This window comes from Streptomyces thermocarboxydus (assembly GCF_024760485.1).
Lineage (GTDB): Bacteria > Actinomycetota > Actinomycetes > Streptomycetales > Streptomycetaceae > Streptomyces > Streptomyces cellulosae.
This window is the reverse complement of the sequence record NZ_CP058273.1, coordinates 1,254,372-1,276,088: the sequence shown is the minus strand read 5'-3', so window position 1 is coordinate 1,276,088 and position 21,717 is coordinate 1,254,372. Positions and strand designations below refer to the sequence as shown.

General features: G+C 73.1%; 17 protein-coding genes. 10 read left to right on the top strand and 7 right to left on the bottom strand.

The window, feature by feature from the left end:
- The first annotated feature begins 3 nt into the window (after positions 1-3).
- Complete coding sequence (locus AY578_RS05980) at positions 4-1,554, top strand: cytochrome P450 (protein ID WP_215189523.1); 1,551 nt, start codon at positions 4-6, stop codon at positions 1,552-1,554.
- Between the two features lie 10 nt (positions 1,555-1,564).
- Here the strand turns inward: AY578_RS05980 and AY578_RS05975 are convergent, their stop codons facing one another.
- From AY578_RS05975 to AY578_RS05965, 3 genes are all read right to left on the bottom strand, one after another.
- Complete coding sequence (locus AY578_RS05975) at positions 1,565-2,518, bottom strand: pseudouridine synthase (RefSeq protein WP_370878997.1); 954 nt, start codon at positions 2,516-2,518, stop codon at positions 1,565-1,567.
- A 182-nt stretch (positions 2,519-2,700) separates the two neighbouring features.
- Positions 2,701-3,543 (bottom strand): siderophore-interacting protein, encoded by an 843-nt coding sequence (locus AY578_RS05970; protein WP_019521603.1) that lies wholly within the window; start codon positions 3,541-3,543, stop codon positions 2,701-2,703.
- A 41-nt stretch (positions 3,544-3,584) separates the two neighbouring features.
- Complete coding sequence (locus AY578_RS05965; protein WP_234008195.1) at positions 3,585-4,514, bottom strand: 5'-3' exonuclease; 930 nt, start codon at positions 4,512-4,514, stop codon at positions 3,585-3,587.
- 227 nt (positions 4,515-4,741) lie between these two features.
- Between AY578_RS05965 and AY578_RS05960 the strand changes: the two genes are divergently transcribed.
- From AY578_RS05960 to AY578_RS05940, 5 genes are all read left to right on the top strand, one after another.
- On the top strand, positions 4,742-5,824 hold the full coding sequence (locus AY578_RS05960; RefSeq protein ID WP_019521601.1) for a quaternary amine ABC transporter ATP-binding protein: 1,083 nt from the start codon (positions 4,742-4,744) through the stop codon (positions 5,822-5,824).
- Positions 5,817-8,432, top strand: a complete 2,616-nt coding sequence (locus AY578_RS05955; RefSeq protein WP_258902146.1) for an ABC transporter permease/substrate binding protein — start codon at positions 5,817-5,819, stop codon at positions 8,430-8,432. The genes AY578_RS05960 and AY578_RS05955 overlap by 8 nt, the downstream gene beginning before the upstream one ends.
- Positions 8,433-8,840: 408 nt before the next feature.
- The gene (locus AY578_RS05950) at positions 8,841-9,413 is read left to right on the top strand and encodes a helix-turn-helix domain-containing protein (protein ID WP_019521599.1); all 573 of its coding nucleotides are present in this window, start codon (positions 8,841-8,843) and stop codon (positions 9,411-9,413) included.
- Positions 9,410-10,138, top strand: a complete 729-nt coding sequence (locus AY578_RS05945; protein ID WP_019521598.1) for a helical backbone metal receptor — start codon at positions 9,410-9,412, stop codon at positions 10,136-10,138. The genes AY578_RS05950 and AY578_RS05945 overlap by 4 nt, the downstream gene beginning before the upstream one ends.
- Before the next feature lie 52 nt (positions 10,139-10,190).
- A complete protein-coding gene (locus AY578_RS05940; RefSeq protein ID WP_019521597.1) occupies positions 10,191-11,126 on the top strand; it encodes a LysR family transcriptional regulator in 936 nt (311 codons plus the stop codon).
- A 490-nt stretch (positions 11,127-11,616) separates the two neighbouring features.
- On the opposite strand, the gene AY578_RS05935 is transcribed toward AY578_RS05940, so the two are convergent.
- From AY578_RS05935 to AY578_RS05925, 3 genes are all read right to left on the bottom strand, one after another.
- On the bottom strand, positions 11,617-12,303 hold the full coding sequence (locus tag AY578_RS05935; protein WP_136237667.1) for a gamma-glutamyl-gamma-aminobutyrate hydrolase family protein: 687 nt from the start codon (positions 12,301-12,303) through the stop codon (positions 11,617-11,619).
- 18 nt (positions 12,304-12,321) lie between these two features.
- Positions 12,322-13,839, bottom strand: coding sequence for an ethanolamine permease (eat, locus tag AY578_RS05930; RefSeq protein ID WP_370878998.1), 1,518 nt, complete (start codon positions 13,837-13,839; stop codon positions 12,322-12,324).
- Between the two features lie 85 nt (positions 13,840-13,924).
- Positions 13,925-14,659: a FadR/GntR family transcriptional regulator gene (locus AY578_RS05925; protein ID WP_019521594.1), complete on the bottom strand. Its 735-nt coding sequence runs from the start codon at positions 14,657-14,659 to the stop codon at positions 13,925-13,927.
- An 85-nt stretch (positions 14,660-14,744) separates the two neighbouring features.
- Between AY578_RS05925 and AY578_RS05920 the strand changes: the two genes are divergently transcribed.
- Genes AY578_RS05920 through AY578_RS05905 form a run of 4 tightly spaced genes read left to right on the top strand, consistent with a single transcriptional unit; the run spans position 14,745 to position 19,345 of the window.
- A complete protein-coding gene (locus tag AY578_RS05920) occupies positions 14,745-16,115 on the top strand; it encodes a glutamine synthetase family protein (protein WP_136237666.1) in 1,371 nt (456 codons plus the stop codon).
- 8 nt (positions 16,116-16,123) lie between these two features.
- On the top strand, positions 16,124-17,500 hold the full coding sequence (locus AY578_RS05915; protein ID WP_019521592.1) for an aldehyde dehydrogenase family protein: 1,377 nt from the start codon (positions 16,124-16,126) through the stop codon (positions 17,498-17,500).
- 6 nt (positions 17,501-17,506) lie between these two features.
- Entirely contained in the window at positions 17,507-18,289 is a 783-nt protein-coding gene (locus AY578_RS05910) for a 3-oxoacyl-ACP reductase (protein ID WP_019521591.1), read from the top strand.
- Between the two features lie 48 nt (positions 18,290-18,337).
- Positions 18,338-19,345 (top strand): DUF2510 domain-containing protein, encoded by a 1,008-nt coding sequence (locus AY578_RS05905; RefSeq protein ID WP_136237715.1) that lies wholly within the window; start codon positions 18,338-18,340, stop codon positions 19,343-19,345.
- A gap of 13 nt (positions 19,346-19,358) precedes the next feature.
- On the opposite strand, the gene AY578_RS05900 is transcribed toward AY578_RS05905, so the two are convergent.
- Positions 19,359-20,561, bottom strand: a complete 1,203-nt coding sequence (locus AY578_RS05900) for an amino acid deaminase/aldolase (protein WP_136237664.1) — start codon at positions 20,559-20,561, stop codon at positions 19,359-19,361.
- Positions 20,562-21,717 lie beyond the last annotated feature (1,156 nt).

Genomic DNA, 21,717 nt, shown 5'->3' with positions numbered 1-21,717 from the left:
ACAGTGACGCCTGAATCCCACTCCCAGACGCCGGACCGCCCGGCCGGTGACAGCACCCGGCCCGGACCGCCCCCCGGATGCCCCGCACACGGCCTGGGCCCCGGAGGACTCGCCCGGCTCCACGAGTCGGACGACCTCAAGAGCCTCTACGAGCAGCTGCGCGAGAAGCACGGCCCCGTGGCACCCGTGCTCGTTCACGACGACCTGCCGCTGTGGATTGTGCTCGGCCACGCCGAGAGCCAGCAACTGGTGCGCAGCCCCGCGCAGTTCACCAAGGACAGCCGCATCTGGTCCCCGCTCCGCGACGGCCTGGTCAAGCCCGACCATCCGCTCATGCCCCACATCGCCTGGCAGCCGATGTGCGCCCACACCGAGGGCGAGAACCACCACCGCTGGCGCGGCGCCATCGACACCGCCGTCGCGGCCACCGACTTCCGCTCCCTGCGCCGGTACGTCAACCGCAGCGTGCAGCGGGTCGTCAACCGGTTCTGCGAGGTCGGCGAGGCCGAGCTGGTCAGCCAGTACGCCGAGCACCTGCCGATGGCCGTGATGTGTCACGTCCTCGGCATGCCCGACGAGTACGACGACCGCATGGTGCAGGCCGCCCGCGACATGATCCGCGGCACCGAGACCGCCATCGCGAGCAACGCCTACGTGATGGAGGCGCTGAACCGCCTCACCGTCCGCCGCCGCAAGGAACCGCAGGACGACTTCACCGGCCACCTCGTCAGCCACCCGGCCGGACTGTCCGACGAGGAGGTCAGCCAGCACCTGCGGGTGGTGCTGATCGCCGCCTACGAGGCCACGGCGAACCTGCTCGCCAACGTGCTGCGCCAGGTGCTGATCGACCCGCGCTTCCGGTCCCAGCTCAACGGCGGCCAGATGACCGTGCCCCAGGCGGTGGAGCAACTCCTGTGGGACGAACCCCCGTTCAGCACCGTCTTCGCCTACTACGCCAAGCAGGACACCGAGCTGGGCGGGCAGCGCATCCGCAAGGGCGACGGGCTGCTGTTCGCGCCCGCGCCGGCCAACGTCGACCCTCGCGTACGCCCCGACCCGACCGCCGACATGCAGGGCAACCGCTCGCACCTCGCGTTCGGCGGCGGCACCCATGAGTGCCCCGGCCAGGACATCGGCCGTGTCATCGCCGAGGTCGGGGTCGACGCCCTGCTGATGCGGCTGCCGGACGTGGAGCTGAGCTGCGACGAGGAGGAGCTGACCTTCACCGAATCGATCGCCTCCCGCCATCTGGTGTCGCTGCCGGTGCACTTCACGCCGCGGCCGCAGCAGGAGATCACGCAGGCGCCGAGCCATGAGGTCGACACGAAGCCGCCTGCCGCGTACGACTGGCAGATCGGGGGAGTGCCTCGGCAGACGCCTGCGCCGACGCCCGCTGCGGTGGGCGCGTCTGTGGGTGGTGCGGACGCGGGTGTCGGCGGGGTGCCGGACGCCGGGCCGGTTCCGGCCGCGGTGCCCGTGCCGCCCCCGCCCGCGCAGCCCGAGCCGCCGAAGGGCGCCTGGCAGCGGTTCCTGCGGTGGTGGCGCGGCTACTGATTCCGCCGCGTCACCGGTACGCCGCCCAGGTGTTGTACGAAGTCCAGGCCTCCAGCGTCCGGCTGCTGGTGAACCGGCGTTCCGTGCCCGTGACCGGGTCCGTGAACGCAAGTTCCCGTGCCAGCAGTTGGAGGGGGCGGCGGAAGTCGCCGGGCGGGACCGGAGCGGTCACCTCGGGGTAAAAGGGGTCGCCCAGGATCGGCACCCCCAGGGCACTCATGTGCACCCGGAGCTGGTGGGTCTGGCCCGTGTCGGGGACCAGCCGGTACCGGGCCAGGCCGTCCTCGCGGTGCGTGAGCAGCTCCACCCGGGTCTCCGCGTTCGGTTCGCCGTCGACCTCGCGTGCGGTCAGCTCTCCGCGCTCCTTGACGATCCTGCTGCGGATCGTGCGGGGGAGGGCGAGGGTGGGGTTGAAGGGGGCCACGGCTTCGTACTCCTTCTGCACCCTGCGGTCGCGGAACAGGGTCTGGTACGCGCCGCGTTCCTCGGGGCGCACGGTGAACAGCACGAGTCCCGCGGTGAGGCGGTCCAGGCGGTGTGCGGCCGTCAGCCGCGGCAGGCCGAGGTCGTGGCGGAGGCGGGCGAGGGCCGTCTGGCGGACGTGGCTGCCGCGGGGGGTGGTGGCGAGGAAGTGGGGTTTGTCCGCGACGACGACGTGGTCGTCCTGGTGCACGACGTGCAGGGGGAACGGGACGGGGGATTCGGGGGGCATCTCGCGGTGGAACCACACCGTGAGGCCGGGGGTGCAGGGGGTGTCCGGGGGGACGGGCCGGCCGTCGGCGCCGACGATGTCGCCTGCGGTGAAGAGGGCGTCGATCTTGGCGGGGGGCGCCGCCAGGCGTTGGACCAGGTGGTCACGGAGGGTTGCGCCTGGGGCGCCTGCGGGGAGACGGACCCGGACCGGGTCCACGCCGTCCCGTTGTGGGAGGGGCGGGGGTGGGGTGGGGGTGCGTCGGCGTCTCACGGGGGGCAAGGGTACGGGGGTGTGGGGGGTGGCTGTCGGGTGCGGGCCGGTGGGGGTGGGTCGCGCAGTTCCCCGGGCCCCTGAGGGGGGGTGGTGCGTGCTGTGCGTCCGTTTGTGCCGGCCGGTGGGGGTTTGAGCGCACAGTTCCCCGCGCCCCTAGGAGGTTGGCCCCCAGGGGGTGCCTACGAAGTGGACGTACCTTCCTGCTCCGCCTCGATGCTCGCGTTCCACTCCTTCTTCGAGGCCTGCCAGCCGTCCTCGTTGTGGCCCAGGCGCCAGTAGCCGGAGATGGAGAGGTCCTCGCGGGGGATCGCGCGGTCCACGCGGAGGAGGCGGCGGAGTTCCTTCACGAAGTGGGCCTCGCCGTGGACGAAGGCGTGGACGCGGCCCTCCGGCCAGCCGAGGGCGTGGACCGCCTCCACCAGGGCCTCGCCGACCCTCCGGTCGCCCCGGTGCAGCCAGCGGATCTCCACGTCGGAGTCGATCTTCTGCTCCTCCTCCGGGCCCGAGATCTCCACGAACGCGACCGCATGGGCGCCCCGCGGGAGCGACTCCAGGGCGCGGGCGATCGCGGGCAGCGCGCTCTCGTCGCCGGCCAGGAGGTGCCAGTCGGCGGACGGATCAGGGGCGTAGGCGCCGCCGGGGCCGAGGAAGCGTACGACGTCGCCGGGGCGGGCGTTGATCGCCCAGGGGCCGGCCAGGCCCTCGTCGCCGTGGATCACGAAGTCGAGGGTCAGCTCACGGTGTTCGGGGTCCCAGTGGCGGATCGTGTACGTCCGGGTCACCGGCCACTGCTCGCGCGGGAACTCGGCGCGGATCCGCTCCAGGTCGAACGGCTCCGGGTAGACCGCGCCCGGCGCCGGGAAGAGGAGCTTCACGTAGTGGTCGGTGCAGGTGTCCGCCGAGACGCGTGCGAGGCCCTCGCCGCCCAGCACCACGCGCTGCATGTGCGGGGTCAGCCGCTCGGTGCGGACGACCACGCCGGTGTGCGGGGTGCGCGGCGCGCGTGCCGGTCGCTCTGCCATGAGGGCCTCCCACTCGCAGTTAGGTATGCCTAAGTTAGCACCTACCGCTCCGCGAGAGTCCCCAACAGACGCGTGACCGAGCCTCCGAGGCCCCAGCGCGTGGCCAGGGACTCCACGGCGGCCGGGTCGCGCGGGGCGCGCGGCAGGGCCGTGTCGACGTCCGGGACCGGCACGTCGTCCGCGACCCGGACGACCTTCGGCGCCACCGCGAGATACGGCCGCGCCTCGTCCAGACGCCTGCGCTGCGCCGGCGTGAGCTTCGACCGCGGGTCGTCCACGGCCGCGAGGATCCCGGCCAGGTCCGTGAACTCGGCCAGCAGCTTGGCCGCCGTCTTCTCCCCGATGCCGGGCACGCCCGGCAGGCCGTCGCTCGGGTCGCCGCGCAGCAGCGCCAGATCCGCGTACCCCTTGCCGTCCACCCCATACTTCGCGCGCAGCGCCGCCTCGTCGGTGAGCTGCAGCGTGCCGACGCCCTTCACCGGGTACAGCACGCGCACCCCGCGCCTGTCGTCCACCAGCTGGTACAGGTCGCGGTCGCCGGTGACGATGTCGACCGGGCCCTCCGCCCGCGCGGTGAACGTGCCGATCACGTCGTCCGCCTCGTACCCGGCCACGCCCACCCGGGCGATGCCCAGCGCGTCGAGCACCTCCTCGATCACCGGCACCTGCGGCGACAGCGTGTCCGGCACCTCCTCGACGTCCGGTCCCGTCTCCTGCTCCTCGGCGACGCGGTGCGCCTTGTAGGAGGGGATCAGCTTCACCCGCCACTGCGGGCGCCAGTCGGCGTCCATGCAGGCCACCAGGCGCTCCGGCCGGTGGTCCTTGACCAGGCGGTCGATGAAGTCCAGCAGCCCGCGCACGGCGTTCACCGGCGTGCCGTCCGGCGCCTTGACGGACTCCGGGACGCCGAAGTAGGCGCGGAAGTAGAGGGAGGCGGTGTCGAGAAGCATCAGTCCGGTCACGTCCCGCATCATGCCGCACCCCACCGACAGCACCGGCCCCTCGGCGCGCCCCCGTGGCCCGTCGCGCGACGTGTTGCGTCCTGCGCCACATCTGTGAGGCAGCACACGAAACGTTTGCGCCGTTCGAATCCGGGGAGGCGCGGCGGCGGAACGATGCCGGTTTCTGTTTCAACCTGTCGCGGGCCGTTCGGTCCGCCGCATCGTTCCGGCATCTGTCGCCGAGACGAGAGGTACGTGTGTCATCAAGGCTTGAGGCCGAGCACCTGTTCAAGGTGTTCGGCAGACGACCGGACCAGGCAGTCGAACGACTGCGCACCACTACGGCGGACCGTGAGGAGCTGCGGGCCGACGGCGTCACCGCCGCCGTCATCGACGCGTCCTTCTCCGTGGAGCCGGGCGAGATCTTCGTCGTCATGGGCCTCTCGGGCTCCGGCAAGTCGACCCTGCTGCGGATGCTGAACGGTCTGCTGGAACCGACCGCCGGACACGTCCGCTTCGACGGGCAGGACCTCACCGGCCTGTCCGACCGCGAGCTGCGGGACGTCAGGTCCCGGAAGATCAGCATGGTCTTCCAGCACTTCGCGCTCTTCCCGCACCGCAGCGTCCGTGACAACGCTGCCTACGGTCTTGAAGTGCAGGGCGTGCCCCGCGCCGAGCGCGAACGCCGCGCCGACGAGGCGCTCGCCCTGTGCGGCCTGGCCGGCTGGGAGGACTCGTGGCCCGACGAGCTGTCCGGCGGCATGCAGCAGCGCGTGGGCCTGGCCCGCGCGCTCGCCACCGACGCCGACCTGCTGCTGATGGACGAGTCCTTCAGCGCCCTCGACCCGCTGATCCGCCGCGACATGCAGGACCAGCTGATCGAGCTGCAGAAGAAGCTGAAGAAGACGATCGTCTTCATCACCCACGACCTCAACGAGGCCATGCGCCTCGGTGACCGCATCGCCGTCATGCGGGACGGCCGCATCGTGCAGATCGGCACCGCGCAGGACATCCTGATCCGGCCGGCCAACGACTACGTGGCCTCCTTCACCCAGGACGTCGACCGCTCCCGTGTGCTCACCGCGCAGGCGGTCATGGACACCGAGGTGCAGGGCGACGAGGCCGACTGCGCCTGCGAGACCGCCACGCCCGGCACGTCCTTCACGGACCTGTGCGCCATCAGCGCGCGCGTGCCGCACCCGGTGGCCGTGGTCGACGACGGCGACCTCGTCGGCGTCGTGCCCCGGCAGCGTCTGGTCGGTTTCCTCGGCGACGAGGAGGCGGCCCCCGGCGTCTGCAGCCCCAAGGACCAGGGCGGCAAGGTGATGGCCCATGCCTAGGATTCCGCTCGGCGACTGGGTCAACACCACCGTCGACTGGCTTCTCGCCCACGTCAGCTGGCTGTTCGACTTCTTCAAGACCGTCTTCACCGGCACCTACGACGGCATCAACGCCGTCCTCCAGGCGCCCGAGCCGCTGCTGCTCGTCGCGATCTTCGCGGTGATCGCCTTCTGGCTGCGCGGCGCGCTCGCCGGTGTCCTCACCTTCCTCGGCTTCGCGTTCATCGTGTCGATGGAGCTGTGGGAGAACGCGATGATCACGCTGTCGCTGGTGCTGGTCGCCACGCTGATAGCACTGGTCGTCGCGGTGCCGGTCGGCATCTGGGCGGCCCGCTCCGACCGCGTCAGCTCACTGGTGCGGCCGGTGCTGGACTTCATGCAGACGCTGCCTGCGATGATCTACCTCATCCCGGCGATCCTGTTCTTCGGCACGGGCGCCTCCGCGGGCATCGTCGCCACCCTCATCTTCGCGCTCGCCCCCGGCGTCCGCATGACCGAGCTGGGCATCCGGCAGGTCGACAAGGAACTCGTCGAGGCGGCCGAGGCGTTCGGCACCACGCCCCGCAACACCCTGCTGCGCGTCCAGCTCCCGCTGGCGCTGCCCACGGTGATGGCGGGCGTCAACCAGGTGATCATGCTGGGCCTGTCCATGGCCGCGATCGCCGGCATGGTCGGCACCGGCGGTCTCGGCGGCGACGTCAACGAGGCCATCGGCCAGCTCAACGTCGGCCTCGGCTCCGAGGCCGGTGTCGCCATCGTCATCCTGGCGATCTACCTGGACCGCATGACCAGCGCCCTGGGCACCCAGGTGTCCCCGCTGGGCCGGCGGGCCGCCGCCCGTGCCCGCGCCGCGGGCCGCATGAAGATCTGGTCGTACCGGCCGCGTCCGCAGGTCGCCGTGATCGGCGTCGTCGTGCTGGCCCTGGTGGCCGGCGGCATGGGCGTGTTCGGCGGCTCCGGCGGCTCCTCCGACACCGCCGGCGACGGCAAGGTCGGCAAGGGCCAGAAGGTCTCCCTCGGCTACGTCCCGTGGGACGAGGGCATCGCCTCCACCTTCCTCTGGAAGGAGATCCTCGAGCAGCGCGGATACGAGGTGGAGGCCAAGCAGTTCGACGCCGGGCCGCTCTACACCTCCCTCGCGCAGGGCGACATCGACGTCGTCACCAACTCCTGGCTGCCGACCACGCACGAGCAGTACTGGAAGAAGTACGGCTCCCGCCTCGACGACCTGGGTTCCTGGTACGACGAGACGTCCCTGGAGCTGACCGTCCCCGCCTACATGAAGGACGTGAACTCGCTCGCGGACCTCAAGGGCAAGGCCGGGCAGTTCAAGGGGAAGATCACCGGCATCGAGTCCAGCGCCGGCGAGATGGCCCTGCTGAAGAGCAAGGTCCTCAAGGAGTACGGCCTCGACGGCGAGTACCAGGTCGTCGACAGCTCCACCCCGGCCATGCTGGCCGAGCTGAAGCGCGCCATGAGCAAGAAGGAACCGATCGTCGTCACGCTCTGGTCCCCGCACTGGGCGTACAACGACCTCGACCTGAAGAAGCTCGAGGACCCCAAGGGCGCCTGGGGCGAGGGCGACGGCGTGCACACGCTGTCCCGCAAGGGCTTCGCCGGCGACAACCCGACCGTCGGCGACTGGCTGAAGAACTTCTCGATGACCGAGGAGCAACTCACCAGCCTGGAGGCCGAGATCAACAAGGCCGGCAAGGGCAGGCAGCAGGACGCCGTGCGCACCTGGCTGAAGGCCAACCCGGACGTCGTCGACAAGCTGGCCCCCGCGGAGTCCAAGGGCGGCGGCACGCCGGCCGAGGCGAAGCGGCCGCTGGACGTCGCCTGGTTCCCCTGGGACGAGGACATCGCCGTCACCTACCTGTGGAAGAACGTCCTGGAGCGGCGCGGCTACAAGCTGAACCTGAAGCAGATGGACGTCGGCCCGGTCTACACCGGACTCGCCTCCGGCGACCTCGACCTCAACTTCGACGCGTGGCTGCCGTACGCGCAGAAGAACTACTGGGACAAGAGCAAGGACAGACTCACCGACCTCGGCACCTGGTACGAGCCGACCTCGCTGGAGATCGCCGTCCCGTCGTACGTCAAGGACGTGAAGTCGCTCGCCGACCTCAAGGGGAAGGCCGACCTCTTCGACGGGAAGATCATCGGGATCGAGCCCGGCACCGGCGAGATGCAGCTCCTGAAGAACGAGGTGCTGCCGGGCTACGGCCTCGAGGACGAGTACAAGGTCGTCGACGGCTCCACGCCCGCGATGCTGGCCGAGCTCAAGCGCGCCCTGGCGCAGAAGAAGCCCGTCGCGGTCACCCTGTGGTCGCCGCACTGGGCCTACAGCGAGTACGAGCTGACCAAGCTGAAGGACCCCAGGAAGGCCTTCGGCGAGGGGAACACGATCCGCACGATCGCCAGCAAGAAGTTCCCCGAGCAGTACCCGGAACTCACGAAGTGGATCAAGGGCTTTCACATGAGTGAGGACGAGCTCGGCTCCCTGGAGGCGGAGATCAAGAACCGCGGCCAGGGTCACGAGGAGGAGGCCGTCGCCGCCTGGCTCGAGGAGCACCCGGACATGGTGGAGCGGATGACACCGCGGTAGCCGTCGCCGTACCGGTCACGTCCTGCGAGGGGCGGGTCCCGGAGCGTCCCTCGCAGGCGCCCGGACCCGCCCCTCGCGCCGTCCCGAGCCGCCCCCCGCCACCGTAGGAATCCGGACAACCGCAGAGCGTGAAACCCTGCCCGAACCTCTCCGTTCCTCCTCGTGACCTTCCGGCGAAGACGGTGAACAATGGCGGGAACACCCCTTATCGCACCCAGGAGGCGCCGAGGGACCCGGCGGGCGGCTGGCGTGAACTGTGAGGTCCGCACCGGCCGTGCGTGACGGCGACGTGACAGGCGCCTGAAACGGTTTGCCGAACATGCGTAGGGTGCAGACAACTCAGCAAGGAAAGAGCGCCGGAACCCCGGCGGTCGGGTACGACGAGCGGCGAAGGAGGGAGCCGGAGCGATGGGCGACCACAAAGAACAGCCCCTGCGGGTGGGCGCGGCCGTGCGGCGGCGACGCCGCGCGCTGGACCTCACCCTCGCCGTCGTGGCCGAGCGCAGCGGTCTGTCGGTCCCGTTCCTCAGCCAGATCGAGAACGAGCGCGCGCGTCCCAGCCAGAGCTCCCTGGAGAAGCTGGCCGACGCGCTGCGCACCACCGCGGTCGAACTGCTCGCCGCCGCCGACCCGGCGTGCAGCGTGGACGTCGTGCGCGCCGAAGGCATGGAGGAGTGGGCGGAGCCGCGGGTGCGGTCCCTGGTCCGGGGCCACCACCAGATGCACGCCCAGGAGTTCACCGGGGACCACGACGCCGGTCGCGAACTGCAGTTCCGCAACGACCAGTTGATGTACGTCGCGGAAGGCGCCGTGGAGATAGAGGCCGAGGGGCGCGCCTACCGCCTCGGACGCGGCGACACCCTGTACCTCACCGGCGGCGTACGGCACCGCTGGCGGGCCACGGTGCCGGAGACCCGGCTGCTGGTCGTCGCCGTCGCCGAGCACATCGAGGCGCTGCGGGACACCAAGCCGCGCCGATGAGCACCCCGCGCGTGGTGTCCCTCGTCCCCTCGCTCACCGAGGCGGTGGCGGTGTCGGCGCCCGGCGCGCTGATCGCGGCGACCGACTGGTGCACGCACCCCGCCGGGCTCGACGTTGCCCGGATCGGCGGCACCAAGAACCCGGCGGTGGACCGCATCGTGGCACTCGCCCCCGACCTGGTGATCGCCAACGAGGAGGAGAACCGCGCGCCCGACCTGGACGCCCTGCGCGCGGCCGGTCTCGACGTGCTCGTCACACACGTACGGACCCTGCCGCAGGCCTTCGCCGAACTGGACCGCGTCCTGACGGCGTGCGGGGTGCGGAGCCGGCCCGGGTGGCTGGACGCGGCGGAGGCGGCGTGGGAGACGCCGCCGGCGTTCGAGGAGCCGCGCACGGCGGTCGTGCCGGTCTGGCGCCGCCCGTGGATGGTGCTCGGCCGCGCCACCTTCGCGGGCGACCTGCTGGCCCGCCTCGGCGTACGCACGCTGTACGCGGACCACTCCGAGCGGTATCCGCGCGTCCCGCTCGGCGAACTGCGCGCGGCACGGCCGGATCTGGTCGTCCTCCCCGACGAGCCGTACCGCTTCACGGCGGACGACGGCCCGGAGGCGTTCCCCGAGGTGCCGTGCGCCCTCGTCGGCGGACGCCATCTCACCTGGTACGGACCGTCGTTGGCGGAGGCGCCGGGGGTGCTGGGGCGGGAGTTGCGGGCGGTGCGCGTCTGACGGCGTGTGCTCGTGCGGCGGGAGGCTGCCGCACGTTGCATAAGCTGGGCTTATGAGCAGGACGGAAGACCACGGCGGCGAACGGCCCGGCAACGGCGGTTCGCTCGCGCACCGGGTGCCCGACCTCGGTGCGCTCGAGCTGCTGCTCGCCGTGGCGCGGGTGGGGAGTCTGGGCCGGGCCGCGCGCGAGCTGGGCATCACCCAGCCCGCCGCGAGCAGCCGGGTCCGGTCGATGGAACGGCAGCTCGGCGTCGCCCTCGTCGACCGCTCGCCCCGCGGGTCGCGGCTCACCGACGCGGGCGCCCTGGTCACCGACTGGGCCCGGCGGATCGTCGAGGCGGCCGAGGTGTTCGACGCGGGCGCGCAGGCGCTGCGGGACCGCAGGGACTCACGCCTGCGGGTCGCGGCGAGCATGACGATCGCCGAGTACCTGCTGCCCGGCTGGCTCGTCGCGCTGCGCGCGCAGCGGCCCGACACGGCGGTGTCCCTGCTCGCCGGCAACTCAGCGGCGGTCGCGGAACGGCTGCTGGCGGGGGAGGCGGACCTCGGCTTCGTGGAGGGGCTGACGGTGCCGGCCGGACTGGACTCCGCGGTGATCGCCCACGACCGCCTGGTCGTCGTCACGGCCCCCACGCACCCCTGGGCCCGCCGCAGGCGCCCCCTCGCGGCGGAGGAACTGGCGGCCACGCCGCTGGTCCTGCGCGAGGAGGGCTCGGGCACCCGTCAGGTGCTGGACGCGGCGCTCGGCGGCCTGGCCCGCCCGTTGATCGAGCTGTCCTCGACGACGGCGGTCAAGGCGGCGGCGGTCGGCGGCGCGGGACCCGCGGTGCTGAGCGAACTGGCGGTGGGGGAGGAGCTGGGGATGCGCCGCCTGGTCCGCATCCCGGTCCAGTCGGTCGCCCTGGCCCGCGACCTCCGGGCGGTCTGGCCCACGGGCCACCGCCCGACGGGCCCGGCCCGGGACCTGCTGACGCTGACGCGCAGCTGACGTTCGGGTTCGCGCCCGCCGAGGACGGCCGCGGTCCTCAGGGTCGCCTGCCACATCCCCAGGGCCGGAGGACGGCTGACGGCAGTGTCGTCCCGGCGGGACGGCACGGCCCTGCGGGCCCCACCCGTTCTTCGGCGTCCGGCACAAGCCCGTGAGCCGGTGTCCGGGCTCGACGGCGGCTTGGCGCGCGGGCCTTTGCGCCTCGGTGCCCTCACGGTGAGCGCATGTCTGCGGCACTCTCGAGGTCGCCGCGCAGGGTCCGGACGTCCGCTCCCGGCGACGGGCAGGCGCACGGCCCGAGAGGCCCGGCGCGCAGGGGTGGCCGGGGGCGGTGCGGGCTCCCGTCTGCCATGGGCCATGGCTCCGTACGGCATGCGGCTGGTGCCTTGGATGCCCGGCCCCGACGCGAGCCCGGTCCGGCCCCTGGCAGGCGTCCGTGTCCCAGGGCGCTGCGTCGGCCACCCCGCGCTGCCGCCGGAGCCCGTCCGGGTCAGCCCCCCGCCGCCCTGATCAGCGCCCGCACCACCCGCTCGTCCTCCCCCATCTCCGGATGCCACTGCACCCCCACCACCCAAGGACCGTCCGGTCGTTCGACCGCCTCCACCGTGCCGTCCTCCGCGTGGGCGGACGGGATCAGACCGGTGCCCAGGCGGTCGACCGCCTGGTGGTGGTAGGCCGGGACCGACGTCTCCTCGAGGACCGCCTCCGCGTACCGCGTGCCCGGGACCGGCTTGACCGGGTGGTGGCCGAAGACGCCCGGGACCTCCGCGTGGCCGTCGATGTGCTGGACCAGGGTGCCGCCGAGGGCGACGTTCAGCAGCTGCATGCCCCGGCAGATGCCGAGCAGGGGCATGCCCCGCTCCAGGGCGGCGCGGATCAGCGCCAGCTCCCAGGCGTCCCGGGCCCGGGCCGGGGGCCCGGTGCGGGGGTCGGGCTCGGCGCCGTAGTGGACGGGCTCCACGTCCGGCCCGCCCGCGATCACCAGGCCGTCCAGCCGGGCCACGGCCGCCGCCGCGTGCTCCGGCGCGTCCGGCGGGAGCATCGCCGCGAGTCCGCCCGCGCGCTGCACCAGCCGCGGATAGCCGGCCGGCAGCAGCGCGGCGTCCAGCTGCCACACGCCCCACCGCACGCCCGACTCCGCGTACGTACTGATGCCGATCAGTGGCCTGCCCGACACCCGGGCACCTCCTCTTCCTCAGTCCCGCGCCAGCTCCGCCTCGGCCGCCGCCAGCGCCGCGAACTCCTCCTCCGGCGCCTTCGCCACCAGGTGCTTCCGGCTGTACAGCCCGAAGTAGGCCAGCGCCACGATGTACACCGCCAGCGCGATGAACGCCGCCGTCACGTCCACCAGGAACGTCGCCACCAGCGCCGCGCAGGCCAGCACCAGCGCCACCGACGAGGTCAGCACCCCGCCCGGCGTCCGGTACGGCCGCGGCAGCTCCGGCTCGCGGCGCCGCAGCACGATGTGCGACAGCGACATCAGCGCGTAGGAGATCGTCGCACCGAACACGGCGATGTTCAGCATCCGCGCCCCGTTGCCCGTGCTCGCGGCCAGCGCGAACCCGATCGCGCCCGGCACCACCAGACCGAGGTACGGGGCGCGCCGGCTGCTCGTCAGGGACAGGAAGCGGGGCAGGTAGCCCGCCCGGGACAGGGCGAACAGCTGCCGCGACCCGGCGTAGATCAGGGAGAAGAACGAGGCGACGAGCCCCGCGAGTCCCGCGTAGTTCACGATCCTGCTCCACGCCGTCGCCTCGCCGTCCGGCTGGAGCGCCTCGACGAGCGGGTTGCCCGCGTCCTGGATCGCGGACGAGCCGCGCGCACCGGCCGCGGTGAAGAAGGTCATCAGGGCCAGCACCACCAGGATGCCCATCGACCAGCGGATCGCGCGCGGCAGCGTACGGGCCGGCTCCCGGGTCTCCTCCGCGGCCAGCGGCACGCCCTCCACGCCCAGGAAGAACCACATGCCGAACGGGAACGCCGCCCAGATCCCGAGCAGTCCCATCGGCAGCCACGAACTCGCCCCCACCGCCGAGGAGTCCACCGGGATGTCGTCCAGCGACGAGGCGTCGAACTCGGGCAGCGCCGCCAGCACGAACACCACCAGCGCGGCCACCGCGATGCCGGTGACGACGAAACTGAAGCGGAGGGCCTCACCCACGCCCCACAGGTGGATGCCGATGAAGATGACGAAGCAGGCCAGGTACACCGGCCAGCCGGACTCCAGACCGAACAGGCCGAGCGACTCGACGTAGTCGCCGATGAAGATGGAGATCGCGGCCGGCGCGAGGACGTACTCGATGAGGATCGCCGTGCCGGTGAGGAAGCCGCCCCACGGGCCGAGCGCCCGGCGGGCGAAGCCGTAGCCGCCGCCCGCCGTGGGCAGGATCGACGACAGCTCGGCCAGCGCGAACACCATGCAGGTGTACATGGCGCCCATCAGGACCATGGCGACCGCCAGGCCGCCGAAGCCGCCCTCGGCCAGCCCGAAGTTCCAGCCGGAGTAGTCGCCGGACACCACGTAGGCGACGCCGAGGCCGGTCAGCAGCAGCCAGCCGGCGCTGCCCCGGCGCAGTTTCCGGCGCTCCAGGTAGTCGTCGGGCTCACCGGCGGGTTCACGGGATGCGGATGGAAGGCTCACGGCACGGCTCCCCAGGAGGCGGTGTGGCGCGGAAGGTGGTAATGGAACGGATCCAGACCTTTGTGGGCCCATACCTTCGTGGCGTGGCGGACGTGAGCGCAACCCCCGTGCGTTAAGCCGCGGTAAACCCTGCCCGGACCCGCCGCGCGCCACACCGTCAGGCCAGGAACCCCCGCAGCAGCGCCGCCGTACCCGCACAGTGCTCCCTCATCACCTCACGCGCCCCGTCCGCGTCGCCCTCCAGGACCGCCTCCACCAGCGCCGCGTGCTGCCGCTGCGAGTGCTCCAGGTTGCGAACCAGCAGCGGGATGCAGTCCAGCAGGTCGTTCACCGTCGCCCGGACGGCCGCGTACTGCGCGGTCAGCGTCGGCGAGCCGGACAGCTCCGCAAGGGTGAGGTGGAAGAGCGTGTCCGCCCGCCGGTAGTCGCCCAGCGGCGCCTCCTGCGTGCCCGCCAGCGCCTCCCGCAGCCGCCCCGCCTGCTCCTGAGTCAGCCCGTGCGCCGCGCACAGCCCGGCCGCGCCGGTCTCCAGCACCTCCCGGAAGCGCAGCACGTCCTCGATGTCCACCTCGGCGATCCGCCGCCGCAGCTCCTCCTCGCCTGCGTCCGTCGGGCGGGGCAGCACGAACGTCCCGCCGTACCGGCCGCGCCGCGACTCCACCAGGCCCTGGTCCTGGAGCACCTTCAGCACCTCGCGCAGCGTCACCCGGCTGATCCCCAGCCGCTCCGCCAGCTCCCGCTCGGCCGGCAGCCGCTCCCCGCCGGCGACCAGGCCAAGACGCACCACCTGGAGGATCTGCTCCAGCGCCTCCTCGAAGCCGTTGCCCGCACGGACCTGCCGCAGCACCGGCGCCAGCCGGTCCCCGACCGCGCCGACCGCATCCTTGGGCATCTGGTCGTGCCCCCTTCCCAAGCAATGGTTCCCGGCAATACCTTATGGCTCCCGGCTGACCGAAGAAGCCCGAGGAGGCCCTCCCGTGGCAGACCGCACACCCCCGCTTTCCGTCGAGGAGCTGCACACCCTCGTCGCGGGCGGCGAGATCGACACTGTCGTCCTGGCCTTCCCCGACATGCAAGGCCGCCTCCAGGGCAAGCGGTTCGCGGCCCGCTTCTTCCTCGACGAGGTCCTCCACCACGGCACCGAGGGCTGCAACTACCTGCTCGCCGTCGACGCCGACATGAACACCGTCGACGGCTACGCCATGTCCTCCTGGGAGACCGGCTACGGCGACTTCGCCATGTACCCCGACCTGGACACCCTGCGCCGCGTCCCGTGGAACGAGGGCACCGCGATGGTCACCGCCGACCTCGCCTGGGCCGACGGCTCCCCGGTGGCCGCCGCGCCCCGCCAGATACTGCGCCGGCAGCTCGACCGGCTCGCCGCCCTCGGCTACACCGCCCAGGTCGGCACGGAGCTGGAGTTCATCGTCTTCAAGGACACCTACGAGCAGGCCTGGGACGCCGGCTACCGCGGCCTCACCCCGGCCAACCAGTACAACATCGACTACTCGGTGCTCGGCACCGGCCGCATCGAGCCCCTGCTGCGCCGCATCCGCAACGAGATGGCCGGCGCCGGCCTCACCGTCGAGTCCGCCAAGGGCGAGTGCAACCCCGGCCAGCACGAGATCGCCTTCCGCTACGACGAGGCCCTGGTCACCTGCGACCAGCACGTGATCTACAAGACCGGCGCCAAGGAGATCGCCGCCCAGGAGGGCGTCTCGATCACCTTCATGGCCAAGTACAACGAACGCGAGGGCAACTCCTGCCACATCCATCTCTCCCTCGCCGGCCTCGGCGGGGAGAGCGCCATGCCGGAGTCCCCGGAGGACCCGGACAGCATGTCCGAGGTGATGCGGCACTTCCTCGCCGGACAGCTCGCCGCGCTCCGCGAGTTCTCCCTGCTCTACGCCCCCCACATCAACAGCTACAAGCGCTTCCAGCCGGGCTCCTTCGCCCCGACCGCCGTCGCCTGGGGCCACGACAACCGCACCTGCGCGCTGCGCGTCGTCGGCCACGGCCGCTCCCTGCGCTTCGAGAACCGGCTGCCCGGCGGCGACGTCAACCCGTACCTGGCCGTGGCCGGCATGGTCGCCGCCGGCCTGCACGGCATCGAGCAGCGTCTCGAACTGCCCGAGGCCTGCGCGGGCAACGCGTACACCGCCGGCTTCGAGCACGTCCCGACGACCCTGCGCGAGGCCGCCGAGCTGTGGGAGCGCAGCGAGATCTCCAAGGCGGCCTTCGGCGAGGAGGTCGTCGCCCACTACCGCAACATGGCGCGCGTCGAGATCGACGCCTTCGACGCCGCGGTCACCGACTGGGAGCTGCGCCGCTCCTTCGAACGTATGTGAGGCCCCGAGTGTCCGACCAGTCCGCCGAGCTCCAGGTGCGCAACCCCGCCACCGAGGAGGTCATCGCCACCGTCCCGGCCGCGAGCCCCGCCGACGTGGCCGCCGCCGTCGCCCGCGCGGCCCGCGCGCAGACCGTCTGGGCCGCCCTCGCGCCCGGCGAACGCGCCCGTCTGCTGCGCCGGTTCGCCGCCGCCGTCGACGACCACGTCGAGGAACTCGCCCGGCTGGAGGTCCGCGAGGCCGGCCACACCCCGGGCAACGCCCGCTGGGAGGCGGGCAACGTCCGCGACCTGCTCGACTACGCGGCCGGGGGAGTGGAACGCCTCACCGGCCGCCAGATCCCGGTCCCGGGCGGCGTCGACGTCACCTTCCTCGAACCCCTCGGCGTCGTCGGCGTCATCGCGCCCTGGAACTTCCCCATGCCCATCGCGGCCTGGGGCACCGCACCCGCCCTCGCCGCCGGAAACGCCGTCCTCCTCAAACCCGCCGAGACCACCCCCCTCACCGCGCTGCGCCTCGCCGAACTCGCCCTGGAGGCGGGGCTCCCCGAGGGCCTGTTCCAGGTGCTGCCCGGACACGGCGCGGTCGCCGGGAACGCCCTCGTCGAACATCCCGGCGTCGCCAAGATCGTGTTCACCGGGTCGACGGCCGTCGGCAAGCAGGTGTGGGCCAAGGGCGCCGCCCACCTCAAGCGCGTCACCCTCGAACTCGGCGGCAAGAGCCCCAACATCGTCTTCGCCGACGCCGACCTGGAGGCCGCCGCGGCCGCCGCCCCCATGTCCTTCCTCGACAACGCAGGACAGGACTGCTGCGCCCGCACCCGCATCCTCGTCGAACGGACCGCGTACGACCGCTTCCTGGAACTGCTCGCCCCCGCGATCGAGGCCGTCCGCGTCGGCGACCCCGGCGGCGACGCGGACGTCGACATGGGCCCGCTGATCTCCCGCACCCAGCTCGACCGCGTCCGCTCCTATGTCCCCGACACCCTCGACGGCATCCGCGGCAAGGCCCCCGAGGGGCCGGGCTACTGGTTCCCGCCCACCGTCCTCACCGGCGTCCGGCCCGGCGACCGGGTCGCCGTCGAGGAGGTCTTCGGACCCGTCGCCGTCGTCCTCCCCTTCGACGACGAGGCCCACGCCGTCCGCCTCGCCAACGCCACCGACTACGGACTCGCCGGCTCGCTGTGGACGCGGGACGTCGGCCGCGCCCTGCGCGTCTCCCGCGCCGTGCGCGCCGGGAACCTGTCCGTCAACTCCCACGCGAGCGTGCGCTACTGGACCCCCTTCGGCGGGTTCAAGCAGTCCGGCGTGGGCCGCGAGCTGGGCCCGGACGCCCTGACCGCCTTCACCGAAACCAAGAACGTCTTCATCAGCACGGAGGCCTGACCGCACATGAGCGAGGACATCATCTGCCGCCGCCTGACCGGCCGCACCGCCGTCGTCACCGGAGCCGGCAGCGGCATCGGGCTCGCCTCCGCGCGCCGCCTCGCCTCCGAGGGGGCGAACGTGGTCTGCGCGGACGTCGACGAGGCCCGCGGCAAGGCCGCCGCCGAGGAGACCGGCGGCATCTTCGTCAAGACGGACGTCACCGACGCCGAGCAGGTCGAGGCGCTGTTCCGCACCGCGTACGAGACGTACGGCAGCGTGGACGTCGCGTTCAACAACGCGGGCATCTCGCCGCCCGACGACGACTCCATCCTGGAGACGGGCCTTCAGGCGTGGAAGCGGGTCCAGGAGGTCAACCTCACCTCCGTCTACCTGTGCTGCAAGGCCGCCATCCCCTATATGCGCGAGCAGGGCAGGGGCTCCATCATCAACACCGCGTCCTTCGTGGCCCGGATGGGCGCGGCGACCTCGCAGATCTCGTACACCGCCTCCAAGGGCGGAGTCCTCGCCATGTCCCGTGAGCTGGGCGTGCAGTTCGCCCGCGAGGGCATCCGGGTCAACGCGCTGTGCCCCGGGCCGGTGAACACCCCGCTGTTGCAGGAGCTGTTCGCCAAGGACCCGGAGCGGGCCGCGCGCCGGCTGGTGCACATCCCGCTCGGCCGGTTCGCCGAGGCCGAGGAGATCGCCGCCGCCGTCGCCTTCCTGGCCAGCGACGACTCGTCCTTCGTCAACGCCACCGACTTCCTCGTCGACGGCGGCATCTCGGGGGCGTACGTCACACCCCTGTAGCGGGCGGCACGCGGCGGTGACGCCCGTCGTTACAGTGCCCGGATGAGCATGACGCCCCCGCCCGGCTGGTACCCCGACCCGCACGCCCCGCATCTGGAGCGCTGGTGGGACGGCACGGGCTGGAGCGAGCACCGGCGGACGCCGGGGGCGGGTGGCTTCGGCCCGCCGGGCGCGCCGAGTTCCCCGGGCAGCGCGCCGGGGGGCTTCGGTCCTCCGGCCGCCGTGCCCGGTGGAGGCGGTACCGGCGGCAGAAGCGGATCCGGCGGCTCGGGCGGTGCCGGTGGTTCCGGCGGGGCCAAGGCCGTCGCCCTGACCGCCGCCGGGGCCGTGCTGGTCGCCGCCGTCGTCGCCGGGGCGGTGGCGCTCACCCGTGACGAGGGGGATCCGGAGGTCCGCACCGGGCCCAGCCCGACCGCCCCCGCGCCCATGACACGGTCCACGCAGCCGTCGCCGTCGCCCTCGTCCTCCGAGCCCGCCCCGGAGGACGAGGGCGCGGTCGTGGACGAGCTGAACGGCGTCACCTTCCCGCTCCTCGACGGCTGGGTCCGCCCGCAGCACGTCATCGAGAAGGACGCCGTCATGACCACCGTCGGCACCCACGACTGCCCCGGCGAGGGCTCCCTCTGCCGCGGCGGCATGGTCGTCTCCCGTACGGTCACCGCCACCGACGAGACCTCGCCCCGCGCCCTCGCCGAGGCGGACGTCTCCGAGGCCGCCGAGGAGGCCTTCGACGAGGACACCCTCGGCAAGCGCCCCTACGGCGGCATGACGTCCCACCAGGTCGTCGAGGCGGGCCCGGTCGCGGTGGCGGGCCGCGCCGGATACCTGGTGCGCTGGCGGGTGACCACCGCCAAGGGCTCCGGCGGCTACGTCCAGTCCCTCGTGTTCCCGTCCAGCGTCGGCACCGAGTCCCCGGTCCTCGTCCGGTTCCTCTTCGAGGCGGGCCCGGACGGACCGCCCGTGGCCGACATGGACCGCATCACCAAGGGCATCCGCTCGACCGCCGACCAGGCGTCCGGCGGCGGAGTGGGCAGCAGCATCGGCCCGACCGGCTGAGCAGACGTGGGGGTTACAGGAAGGTCTGCCCCTCACCCCGGTACGTCGGCACGGTCGCCGTGACCGCGTCCCCCTCCACCAGGTGCAGCGTGTCGAACCGCTCGCACAGCTCGCCCGCTTTGGCGTGCCGGAACCACACCTTGTCGCCGATCAGCAGATCGTCCGCGACCGGCCCCAGCAGCGGCGTCTGCACCTCGCCCGCGCCCTCCTGCGGGTCGTAGCGCAGCCCCTCCGGCAGATACGGCACCGGCAGCCGGTCCGCGCCGGGCGCCCCGGACGCCGGGTAGCCGCCGCCCAGCACCGTCACCACGCCGACCCCGGGCCGCCGCACCACCGGCAGGGCGAACAGAGCGGCCGGACGCCCCCTGAACGACGTGTAGTTGTCGAACAGCCGCGGCACGTACAGCCCCGAACCGGCCGCGATCTCGGTCACCGCGTCCTCGGCCGCCGTGTGCTGCACACTGCCCGTGCCGCCGCCGTTGACGAACTCCAGGTCCGGCACGACCTCCCGGACCGCCCGCACCACCGCGCCCCGCCGCTCGGCGAGTTCACGGCGCGCGGCCGCCTGCATCAGCCGCACCGCGCGGGACCGCAGCGGCCGACCGGCCACCGCGTCGCCCACCCCGGCCACATGCCCCTCGTACGCCATGATCCCGACGACCCTGAACCCCGGCCGGCGGGCCACCGCGCGGGCCACCTCGGCGACCTGGGCGGGGGAGTGCAGCGGGGAGCGGCGGGCGCCGATCCGCACCCGGCCGCCGAGCAGCTTCAGCGCGGTGTCCAACTCCAGGCACACCCGCACCACTTCGGTGCCGCCGGCCCGCGCCGAGTCGATCAGATCCAGCTGCGCCGGATCGTCCACCATCACGGTGACGGCGGCGGCGAGCTTGGGATCGGCGGCGAGTTCGGCGTACCCGGCGCGGTCGGCGGACGGGTAGGCGAGAAGGACGTCGTCGAAACCGGAGCGCGCCAGCCACAGCGACTCGGCGAGCGTGAACGACATGATCCCCGTGAAACCCTCGCGGGCCAGGACGCGTTCGAGCAGCGCCCGGCAGCGCACGGACTTGCTGGCGACCCGGATCGGCTTGCCCCCGGCACGGCGGACCAGATCGTCCGCGTTGGCGTCGAAGGCGTCCAGATCCACGATCGCGACGGGGGCGTCGAGCTGGGCGGTGGCCCGGTCGTAACGGGCCCGGTCGGTGGCGCGCGCAGTCATGAACGCAGCCTGCCAGACCGGATTACCGCAGGGTAGGGGGACGTTCCGGGCAGATGCCGCGGGCCTGTGGACTGGTTCCCGTTCGGCGCGCCGCACGCCGTAGAGTGACGCGCACGCACGGCGGTACGGGGCCGGCCCGGACGCCCGGGCGGGTGACGCGCCGGTCGTGCGGGTATCTGTGCCCGGGACGCGTCCGCGCCGGGCCATCTGGCAGCGACACACCGGCCGCGGACGACAGGGACCGGCCCGGGCACGAGGAAACGGGGGGTGCATGAGCACGGAAGCGCGCCGCGCCTCCCTCCCCCCGCGCCCGCCCCACGCCCCCCGCACCGCAGGCAACCCGGGACCGTTCGACCCCCGCACCCCGCTGGAACAGCCCGCCCCCGAGGACACGGACCGGGTGGCGGCCCGGCGCCCGGCGTCCGACGAACGGGAGCCGTCCGGCACGCGGGACGCGGGTACGACGGCGCCCCGTGCGTCCGACGACACGGGCGCGCCCCGCACGGAACGGCCGTCCGGCACAGTCGCCGCCCAGCGTGGTGCGGCTCCCGCCGATCCGACGCCCCGCCCGGCGACGTCTGCCGCGTCGGGGACGCGCGGTGCGGGTGCGGAGGAGGGGGCGTACCGCCCGAGCGGCAACGGCACGGTGGGCGCCCAGCGTCCTGCGCCCGACGCTCGGCGCGACGGCGATTCCCGTGGCGGGGTTCCCGCCGATCCGACGTCCCGCCCGGCGACGTCTGCCGCGTCGGGGACGCGCGGTGCGGGCACCGCCGCCACCCGACCACGCCGCCCCGTCCGACGCGCGTCGCACCGGTGCGGCCTCCGCCGACCCACCCACCGCCCCCGGCGACGCGCCCGACCGCAAGGTCACACCCCTCGCCCCGCCGCACCCCCCGTCCCCCGGACGGCGACGGCACCCCGACCGCACCGCGCCCGCCGCGAGGCCTCCGCCCGCTTCCCCGACGCGCGCCCACCGTCGGCGGGGGCGTGTCGTGACGTCCGACAGCGGTCGCGGCATGTCCGCGCCCAGCGCACCGCCCGCCCCTCCGTGCCGCCGAGCCCCGCGCACCGGCCCCGTACGGAGGCCCCTGCCGAGACCCGCTCCGAGACGACCACCCGGCTCCGCCCCGTCCCCGCCGAGCCGGACCCCGCGTTG